This window comes from Globicatella sp. HMSC072A10, from assembly GCF_001811625.1.
GTDB lineage: Bacteria > Bacillota > Bacilli > Lactobacillales > Aerococcaceae > Globicatella > Globicatella sanguinis.
In genome coordinates this window covers 1-214 of sequence record NZ_KV805737.1, presented here as the reverse complement: position 1 = coordinate 214, position 214 = coordinate 1, and the positions used below count along the sequence as shown (strand labels likewise).

The window sequence follows — 214 nt, the reverse complement described above, 5'->3', positions numbered from 1 at the left end:
TTTTGATTTTTGGTTCAAAAAAATCGGGAAGACAGGATTCGAACCTGCGACCCCTTGGTCCCAAACCAAGTGCTCTACCAAGCTGAGCTACTTCCCGTTTTTATACACCCAGTAGGAGTCGAACCTACAACCGCTTGATTCGTAGTCAAGTACTCTATCCAATTGAGCTATGGGTGCATGCTTTAATGCCGAGGACCGGAATCGAACCGGTACG

Annotated in this window: 2 tRNA genes; both read right to left on the bottom strand. The window is 47.2% G+C overall.

Going from position 1 to position 214, the window contains the following annotated elements:
* Positions 1-23 precede the first annotated feature (23 nt).
* Positions 24-97 (bottom strand) — tRNA-Pro (locus HMPREF2811_RS06565).
* 6 nt (positions 98-103) lie between these two features.
* Positions 104-177, bottom strand: a tRNA-Arg gene (locus HMPREF2811_RS06560).
* Between the last annotated feature and the right edge of the window lie 37 nt (positions 178-214).